A 9,359-nucleotide genomic window follows, 5' to 3' on the forward strand; every position below is an offset into this window, starting at 1 on the left:
TCTACTTTTTATTTTTCCGGTGTTCCTTTTTCAGAAAAAAGTTGAATCCGGCATATATTTGGAGGGTGCCGAACCCGTTGTTTAGGGAGAAACTGTTTTTGTAGTAGTCGTATGTCCGTCCTACGAATGAGGTGCCCACGAAGTATTTGCTGTTGTTGTATACCACGCCTGCACGCAGAATGAAGTCGATATTGAAGTTCTTGTACCAGTCGTCCGCTTCCCGCTCTTCTGTCTTCTCTATACGTGATGTCTTGTAGGCGACAGCCGGATTGAACGACAGGCATGCGAGGCAGTTGCGGGCAAACACCCAATTGTAGGCATAGCCGGCGTTGAGGCTGATGTTCGTGTATTTGATATGTTTCACCTTCATACCCGGGTTCATGGTTTCCTGAATGATTTCGGGTAGCTTGGTATAGTCGAAGTTCAGATTGTGGGTGGATACGGAGAATCCTGCAATGAAAGAACCTGCATTGCGGCGCTGGTTGGTGGACTGGCTGAAGGCGGCCGGATAGGAGAAACGTCGGTTGTTGAAAATGTAATACAGATTCAATCCCTTCATCTTTACTTTCAATCCGTTGAAGTCTTCGGAATAATTGGAGGGAATCTCGTCGGAAAAGCCGGATACCTTGTGTATCTTATAGTCGTTTCCGGTGCTGCGATAGAAAATGTCCACTCCCAGTTTGGAACTGTAAAGACTGAGGTCAAACTCCGTACCGCGCTTTTTCTTGCTTTTCTTTCCGTAGAGCCAGTCCGTATCGACAGCCCATCCCAGGAATATCCAACGCCATCCGAAGTAAGCGCCTATCTTGTTGTGAGGGTTGGGCGAGAAACGGAGCCGCTGGTCGTCATTGCCCACGGAGTAATATTCGTAATTGGTGAAATGGTCGAGCATCAGGGCGTAATTGTATCGGTTGGGACTGATATAGGTAGTGTCGAAGTCGCTGAAGTTGAGGAATTTCTTCAATGCTTTTCCGAAGGTGTTTTTATGTACGATGCTGTCGCATGTGACAGAACCGTTCTCCTTGTTTTGCGCAAACAATGAGAATGTAAATAATATCCATAAGCAGAAAAAGGCCCCTCTTTGCATCTTGTTGTTCTCTCTCATTTATACAAAGCTAAATAAAATAACCGGTTTTGAACAGTATCCCGCTAATTTTTTCTCTGAAAAAGGCATCAATAATTTGTAGTTCTCAATCGGAATGACTAATATTGAACGTTTTATTGAGAGAATTTATGAATAAGAATCAGATAAAGAAGAATACGATATGAAGAAGATTATCAATCCGTGGAAAGATATGGAGGGTTACAACTGTTTCGGTTGCTCTCCCGACAATGAAGCCGGTGTGAGAATGGAGTTTTATGAGGACGGTGACGAGGTGGTGAGCATCTGGAAGCCGCGTCCGGAGTATCAGGGATGGCTGAATACGTTGCATGGAGGTATCCAGTCCGTATTGCTGGATGAAATCTGCGGTTGGGTAGTGTTCCGCAAGCTGCAGACCGGCGGGGTGACATCGAAAATGGAGACCCGGTTCCGCAAATCCATATCGACCAACGACACGCATGTGGTGCTGCGGCTTCACTCCGGGAGCAAAAGCGGAATATCGCCATCATAGAAGCGCGTCTGTACAATAGTATGGGAGAACTTTGTACGGAAGCTACCTGCACTTACTTCACCTTCCCGAAAGAGAAAGCGGAAACGGAAATGCATTTCCATAGCTGCGAAGTGGAGCAGGAGGAAATATTGCCGCTGCTTTGATTGTTTCACCACAGATTACACAGATTTGCACAGATTATTTTTATTCCAATCTGTGCAAATCTGTGTAATCTGTGGTGAACTAAGATGAATTTGAAAGAAAAAATAAACTTTTTGTGATAAATCTTTTGGAGTTTCAAACTTTTAGTTTACTTTTGTCGCATTAAAACAAAAAAATATGAAGAATATCGTTGCACATCATCACCATCATCATCCTGACGAATAACTCGGTGGGCGTATGAGTGTATATGTACAACAAATGACATAAATGACGAGGCTTGCCGAATATTGGTAAGCCTCGTTTTGTTTTCTGTCATCTCATTCAAAATAGTAAATAGTAAATCGTAAAATAGTAAATAACCTTATGTTAAGAATTGCAGTACAAGCTAAAGGTCGTCTTTATGACGAGACCATGTCATTTTTGGGAGAATCGGATATCAAGTTGAGTGCCATGAAGCGTTCGTTGTTGGTGCAGTCGTCAAACTTTCCTCTTGAAGTGTTGTTTTTGAGGGATGACGACATTCCGCAGTCTGTGGCTACCGGAGTGGCTGATATAGGCATTGTGGGTGAGAATGAATTTGTTGAGAAGAATGAGGATGCGGAGATAATCAAGCGTTTGGGATTCAGCAAGTGCCGTCTGTCTCTTGCCATGCCGAAGGATATTGAGTATCCGGGGGTGAAGTGGTTTCACGGAAAGAAGATTGCGACATCTTATCCGGGTATCCTTTCCGGCTTTTTGAAAGAGAATGGGGTGAATGCGGAGATACACGTCATTACGGGGTCGGTAGAAGTGGCGCCGGGCATCGGTCTGGCAGATGCCATTTTCGATATTGTAAGTTCCGGTTCTACGCTGGTGAGCAACCGTTTGAAGGAAGTGGAGGTTGTGATGAAGTCCGAAGCCCTGCTGATTGGCAACAAGAACATGAGCGAGGAAAAGCAAGAGATATTGAGGGAGCTGTTGTTCCGTATGGATGCCGTGAAGACAGCCGAAGATAAGAAATATGTGCTGATGAATGCTCCGAAAGAGAAAGTGGATGAGATTGTCTCTGTACTTCCGGGCATGAAGAGCCCCACGGTGATGCCTTTGGCACAAGAAGGCTGGTGTTCGGTACATACGGTGCTCGACGAGAAGTGTTTCTGGGAGATAATCGGAAAACTGAAAGCATTGGGGGCGGAAGGCATTCTGGTGTTGCCGATTGAGAAAATGATAATTTAAGGGGGTGTGTCAAAATTCACCACAGATTACACGGATTAACACAGAATGGACTTAATCTACTGATAATCAAAGATGCTTATCTGTGCAAATCTGCGTAATCTGTGGTGAATACCACTTTTGACACACCCTCATCCCTATTTATAAATATTCAAAATATGTTATTATGATATTGATTAGTAATCCCGATAAATCCCAGTGGCCGGAGATGCTGAAGCGTCCGGCGATGAATACGGAGAATCTATTTGATACGGTGCGGAGCGTTATCGACCGTGTGAAGACGGAGGGAGACCGTGCTGTGCTGGATTATGAAGAAAAGTTTGATAAAGTGGTGTTGGCCTCGCTGGCAGTGTCGGAAGAGGAACAGCAGGAAGCGGAAAACCTGGTGAGTGAAGACTTGAAAGTAGCTATTCGCCTGGCAAAGCAGAACATCGAGACTTTCCACGCGGCACAACGTTTTGAGGGCAAGAAAGTGCAGACCCAGCCGGGGGTGACCTGCTGGCAGAAAGCGGTTGCCATAGAAAAAGTGGGATTGTATATTCCCGGAGGAACGGCTCCGCTGTTTTCTACGGTACTGATGCTGGCCGTTCCCGCCAAGATTGCCGGATGCAAGGAGATTGTTCTCTGCACCCCTCCGGGACGTGACGGAAAGGTACATCCCGCTGTGTTGTTTGCCGCAAAAGTGGCGGGTGTCAACCGGATTTTCAAAGCTGGCGGCATACAAGCCATTGCCGCTATGGCGTACGGAACGGAAAGTGTGCCTAAGGTTTACAAGATATTCGGTCCGGGAAACCAATATGTTACGGCTGCCAAGCAACTCGTAAGCCTGCGTGATGTAGCAATAGACATGCCGGCAGGACCTTCGGAAGTAGAAGTTTTGGCTGATGAAACAGCTAATCCCGTCTTTGTAGCCGCTGACTTATTGAGCCAGGCAGAACACGGAGTGGACAGCCAGGCTATGCTAATCACTACCTCTGTCGAATTGCAGCAAGCTGTAAAGGTGGAAGTGGAACGCCAACTGGCCTTACTGCCACGTAAAGAGATTGCCGAAAAGTCTCTTGCCAACAGCAAACTGATTGTAGTGGACAGCATGGAAGAAGCCATCGAACTGACCAACGCGTATGCTCCCGAACATCTTATCATAGAAACCAAGGATTACCTTTCCGTGGCAGAACGTATCGTGAATGCCGGTTCCGTATTCCTGGGTTCCCTCACTCCGGAGAGTGCGGGAGATTATGCTTCGGGCACAAACCATACCTTGCCTACGAACGGTTATGCCAAAGCATACAGCGGTGTCAGCCTCGACAGCTTTATCCGCAAGATAACTTTCCAGGAGATAAAGCCGGAAGGATTGAATATCATCGGCCCTGCCATCGAGCTGATGGCCGCCAATGAACAGCTGGATGCGCATAAGAATGCCGTGAGCGTGAGACTGGGGCAGTTGGAAAATGAAAATTGAGAGTTGAAAATAGAGAGTTGATGGCCTAAAGTAATTTTAATTGTAAATTGTAAATCGTCAAATTGTACATAACATGGTGAAAACATTACAAGAACTTACCCGTCCGAATATCTGGCGTCTGAAGCCTTATTCTTCAGCACGAGATGAATATAATGGTGCTGCGGCATCCGTTTTTCTCGATGCAAACGAGAATCCTTATAACATGCCGCACAACCGTTATCCCGACCCCATGCAGCGGGAGCTAAAGACAGAATTGTCTAAAATTAAAAAGGTGAGTCCCGATTCCATCTTCTTAGGGAATGGCAGTGACGAAGCTATCGATTTGGTGTTCCGTGCTTTTTGTGAGCCCCGTGTGGACAATGTAGTGGCCATCGACCCTACCTACGGCATGTATCAAGTCTGTGCCGACGTCAATGATGTGGAGTATCGCAAGGTGCTGCTCGATGAGGATTTCCAGTTCTCTGCCGACAAGCTTCTGGCTGCTGCGGATGAGCATACCAAACTGATTTTTATCTGCTCTCCCAACAATCCTACCGGCAATGACCTGCTCCGTAGCGAGATTGAAACGCTGATTCGCCGGTTTGATGGGTTGGTGATACTGGACGAGGCATACAATGACTTCTCCGAGGCACCTTCCTTCCTCGAAAATTTGAATCAATATCCGAATCTCATTGTACTGCAAACCTTTTCCAAAGCATGGGGATGTGCTGCCATCCGTCTGGGTATGGCATTTGCTTCACCGGAGATTATCGGTATCCTCAATAAAATAAAATATCCCTATAACGTGAACCGGTTGACACAGAAGCAGGCAGTGGAAATGCTTCACCGCTATTATGAAATAGAACGTTGGGTGAAGACCCTGAAAGAAGAGCGGGAGAACCTGGAAGCCGAGTTCGCCGCACTGCCATGCACGGTGAAGATGTTCCCCTCCCATGCCAATTTCTTCCTGGCCCGTGTGACGGATGCTGTGAAGATTTACAATTATCTGGTAGGCAAGGGTATCATTGTCCGCAATCGTAACTCCGTGTCACTTTGCGGAAATTGCTTGCGGGTGACGGTGGGAACAAGAGGGGAGAATGAAAAGTTGATTGAAGCGTTGAAAGTATTTACGATTTGAGCATTTACCATTTATGAAGAAGAAAGTACTTTTTATAGACCGTGACGGAACATTGGTCATTGAGCCGCCCATTGATTATCAGCTGGACTCCCTGGAGAAGCTGGAGTTCTATCCGAAAGTGATGCGCAATCTTGGCTTCATCCGCAGCAAGCTGGATTTTGATTTTGTGATGGTGACCAATCAGGACGGGCTCGGCACAGCTTCCTTTCCGGAAGAGACCTTTTGGCCGGCACACAATCTGATGATGAAGACATTGGCCGGCGAAGGCATCACCTTCGATGACATCTGCATAGACCGCAGCATGCCCGACGACAATGCACCGACCCGCAAGCCACGTACCGGAATGCTTGCCAAATACCTCGATAACCCGGACTACGATTTGTCCCACAGTTTCGTCATCGGCGACCGGCCTACGGATGTGGAACTGGCAAAGAATCTGGCTGCCGCGCCATTCTTCTGCAAGATGACACGGCGTCATTGAAACCCGTTTCCGAAGGTGGCAGTGCCGCTTGTGACGGACTGGAAGATTACTGCGCCCTCGCCACCCGCGACTGGGACAAGGTGGCCGAATTCCTCTTTGCCGGTGAGCGTACGGCGGAAGTACGTCGCACTACCAAGGAGACAGATATATACGTATCCTTGAATTTGGATGGCGACGGACATTGTGACATCTCTACCGGACTGGGCTTCTTCGACCACATGCTGGAGCAGATAGGCAAGCACGGCGGCATGGACCTTACCATCCGTGTGAAAGGCGACCTCGAAGTGGACGAGCATCACACCATCGAAGATACTGCCCTTGCCCTGGGCGACTGCCTTTATCAGGCCTTAGGAAGCAAGCGGGGCATTGAACGCTACGGCTATGCCCTTCCTATGGACGATTGTCTTTGCCAGGTGTGCCTCGACTTCGGCGGACGTCCGTGGCTGGTATGGGATGCCGACTTCAAACGCGAGAAGGTAGGAGACATGCCTACGGAGATGTTCCTGCACTTCTTCAAGTCCTTGAGCGATGCTGCCCGGATGAATCTTAATGTAAAAGCCGAAGGACAGAACGAACATCATAAGATAGAGGGCATCTTCAAGGCGTTGGCGCGTGCACTGAAGATGGCGGTGAAGAGGGATATTTATCACTTTGAACTGCCGAGTTCGAAAGGAGTGCTGTAGAAGAGGAGGGCAGGTAGCATCACATAAGCAATCACTGTATACAGTCACTTTGCTGAATGTACAGTGCTGCTTTATCGGTAGTAAAGCATCGCTTTATAGTCGGTAAAGTGATACTTTATCAGTAATAAAGTGACGCTTTATTGCTGATAAAGAAAGATAAAGTAGGATGCCGCTGATTAAAAGGTGTTTATCTATCCGTTTTCCGGACATATCTTCCGGAATTTTTCTGTATATTTCTTGCCATGTCAGTATATAAATCGGGATTTATACCTAATTTTGCATCCCGAAGAAAACCGATATATACAGATAAGGAATTATGTCACATTTGGCTCCCCTCATAGCTGATTTAGCTCTGATATTGATTTGCGCGGGGATTATGACCCTGCTTTTTAAGAAGTTGAAGCAACCACTGGTGCTGGGATATGTGGTTGCAGGATTCCTTGCCAGCCCTCACATGGCCTATACACCGTCGGTGATGGACACGGCTAATATACAGACCTGGGCAGATATAGGTGTTATCTTCCTGTTGTTTGCACTGGGATTGGAATTCAGCTTCAAGAAGATTGTGAAGGTGGGAGGGGCGGCGGTTATTGCTGCGTGTACCATCATCTTTTGTATGATATTGTTGGGTGTGGCGGTAGGTACCGGTTTCGGCTGGAAACGGATGGACTGTATCTTTCTGGGCGGTATGATTGCCATGTCGTCCACCACCATTATCTATAAGGCGTTTGATGATTTGGGGATGCGCAAGAAGCAGTTCACGGGACTGGTGCTCAGTGTGCTTATTCTGGAGGATATTCTTGCCATCGTATTGATGGTGATGCTCTCCACGATGGCAGTCAGCCATAACTTCGAAGGTACGGAGATGCTGGAGAGCATTGCCAAACTGCTGTTCTTCCTGATACTTTGGTTTGTGGTAGGTATTTACCTCATCCCCGGATTGCTGAAGCGGTGCCGGAAGCTGATGAGCGAGGAAACCTTGCTGATAGTCTCTCTCGGACTCTGTTTCGGCATGGTGGTGATGGCTGCACATACGGGGTTCTCGGCTGCTTTCGGTGCCTTCATCATGGGTTCCATTCTTGCCGAAACGGTAGAGGCGGAGAGTATAGAGCGGCTGGTGAAGCCGGTCAAGGACTTGTTTGGCGCCATCTTTTTCGTATCGGTCGGCATGATGGTAGACCCGGCCATGATTGTGGAGTATGCGGGACCTATTGTCGTGATTACTTTAGCGGTTATCCTCGGGCAATCCCTCTTCGGGACGCTGGGTGTGCTGCTGGCGGGGCAACCGCTGAAGACGGCCATGCAGTGCGGTTTCAGCCTGACGCAAATCGGTGAGTTTGCCTTTATCATAGCTTCGCTGGGCGTGTCGTTGCATGTCACCAGCCATTTCTTGTATCCTATTGTGGTGGCGGTGTCTGTCATCACTACTTTCCTTACTCCTTATATGATTCGTTTGGCAGACCCCGCTTCCAATCTTGTGGATACGCATTTGCCGGAAAAATGGAGAAAGTTCTTGACCCGCTATGCTTCGGGTTCGCAGACCATGAACCATGAAAGCCTGTGGAAGAAACTGATATTTGCACTGGTCAGGATTACGGTTGTATATTCCATCATTTGCGTGGCGGTGATAGCTTTGGCGTTCCGTTTTCTGGTGCCTTTCGTGCACGACAGTCTGCCCGGGGTATGGGGCTCTTTGTTGGCTGCCTTTATCATCATTCTGTGTATCGCTCCGTTTCTGCGTGCTATCATGATTAAAAAGAATCACTCGGAGGAGTTCGTGACTTTATGGAAGGATAACCGTGGAAACCGGGCGCCGTTGGTGGCTACCATTGTACTGCGTCTGCTGCTGGGTGTTTCGTTTGTCATGTTCGTTATAGCCGGTTTATTCAAGATATCTGTGGGACTGGTATTTGGAGTGGCGGTGTTGCTGGTGACTTTAATGATACTCTCCCGCCAGTTGAAGAAGCAGTCCATCATGATAGAGAGGACATTCTTCCAGAATCTGCGGTACCGCGACATGCGTGCCGAGTATATGGGAGAGAAGAAACCGGAGTATGCGGGGCGTCTGCTGTCACGCGACCTGCACCTGACGGATTTTGAGATTCCCGGCGAGTCGGAATGGGCAGGCAGGACATTGGCGGAGCTGAATTTTGGAAAGAAATACGGTATCCATGTGGTCTCTATCCTTCGGGGCAAGAAACGGATTAATATTCCCGGAGCGTCTGTCCGCCTTTTCCCGCAGGACAAGATACAAGTAATTGCCACGGATGAGGAATTGAACATCTTCGGCCAGGAGATGGATAAGGTGTCTGCCATGAATGCGGATGTGATAGAGAAGAGTGAGATGATTCTACGCCAGTTCTGTGTGGACGGGCAGTCTCCTTTCCTGAACAAGACCCTGAAAGAAGCAGGGATACGCGAGAAATATCACTGCCTGATTGCCGGTGTGGAACGGGGAGGGGAGACCTTGCATGCTCCCGACCCGCATGAACCTTTTGTGGAGGGAGATGTGGTATGGATTGTAGGCGAGAGTGCCGATGTGTACAAACTGGTCGGTCGGAAATGTGAAGGTTTCGACATGGGGTAAGGTCTACCCCATGAACGCTAATCAGAGTTTGTTCAGTATCTTGTCCATTACCCAGTTAGTCAGGGT

Annotated in this window: 5 protein-coding genes and 2 pseudogenes; 6 read left to right on the forward strand and 1 reads right to left on the reverse strand. The window is 48.0% G+C overall.

Annotated elements, in window-relative coordinates:
• Position 1: 1 nt before the first annotated feature.
• Positions 2–1,105, reverse strand: coding sequence for a DUF4421 domain-containing protein (locus JCM16496_RS08075; RefSeq protein ID WP_439644522.1), 1,104 nt, complete (start codon positions 1,103–1,105; stop codon positions 2–4).
• A 160-nt stretch (positions 1,106–1,265) separates the two neighbouring features.
• Here JCM16496_RS08075 and JCM16496_RS08080 point away from each other — a divergent pair.
• The 6 genes and pseudogenes from JCM16496_RS08080 (at position 1,266) to JCM16496_RS08105 (ending at position 9,293) form a co-directional block, all read left to right on the forward strand.
• Positions 1,266–1,756: pseudogene (locus JCM16496_RS08080) on the forward strand (PaaI family thioesterase).
• Positions 1,757–2,117: 361 nt separating this feature from the next.
• Positions 2,118–2,969: an ATP phosphoribosyltransferase gene (gene hisG, locus JCM16496_RS08085; RefSeq protein WP_025833486.1), complete on the forward strand. Its 852-nt coding sequence runs from the start codon at positions 2,118–2,120 to the stop codon at positions 2,967–2,969.
• 163 nt (positions 2,970–3,132) lie between these two features.
• On the forward strand, positions 3,133–4,425 hold the full coding sequence (gene hisD / locus JCM16496_RS08090; protein WP_025833487.1) for a histidinol dehydrogenase: 1,293 nt from the start codon (positions 3,133–3,135) through the stop codon (positions 4,423–4,425).
• 73 nt (positions 4,426–4,498) lie between these two features.
• Positions 4,499–5,542, forward strand: coding sequence for a histidinol-phosphate transaminase (gene hisC / locus JCM16496_RS08095; RefSeq protein ID WP_128809500.1), 1,044 nt, complete (start codon positions 4,499–4,501; stop codon positions 5,540–5,542).
• Between the two features lie 13 nt (positions 5,543–5,555).
• Positions 5,556–6,706 (forward strand): annotated as a pseudogene (hisB, locus tag JCM16496_RS08100) (bifunctional histidinol-phosphatase/imidazoleglycerol-phosphate dehydratase HisB).
• 316 nt (positions 6,707–7,022) lie between these two features.
• Positions 7,023–9,293, forward strand: coding sequence for a monovalent cation:proton antiporter family protein (locus JCM16496_RS08105; protein ID WP_025833490.1), 2,271 nt, complete (start codon positions 7,023–7,025; stop codon positions 9,291–9,293).
• Positions 9,294–9,359 lie beyond the last annotated feature (66 nt).

Origin of the sequence: Bacteroides rodentium JCM 16496, assembly GCF_000614125.1 — a bacterium.
In the GTDB taxonomy this organism is placed as follows: domain Bacteria; phylum Bacteroidota; class Bacteroidia; order Bacteroidales; family Bacteroidaceae; genus Bacteroides; species Bacteroides rodentium.

Excerpts from the sequence above, each read along its gene's own strand:
- hisC (WP_128809500.1), top strand. The coding sequence starts at position 4,499 with ATGGTGAAAACATTACAAGAACTTACCCGTCCGAATATCTGGCGTCTG.
- JCM16496_RS08105 (WP_025833490.1), top strand. The coding sequence starts at position 7,023 with ATGTCACATTTGGCTCCCCTCATAGCTGATTTAGCTCTGATATTGATT.
- hisD (WP_025833487.1), top strand. The coding sequence starts at position 3,133 with ATGATATTGATTAGTAATCCCGATAAATCCCAGTGGCCGGAGATGCTG.
- hisG (WP_025833486.1), top strand. The coding sequence starts at position 2,118 with ATGTTAAGAATTGCAGTACAAGCTAAAGGTCGTCTTTATGACGAGACC.
- JCM16496_RS08075 (WP_439644522.1), bottom strand. The coding sequence starts at position 1,105 with ATGAGAGAGAACAACAAGATGCAAAGAGGGGCCTTTTTCTGCTTATGG.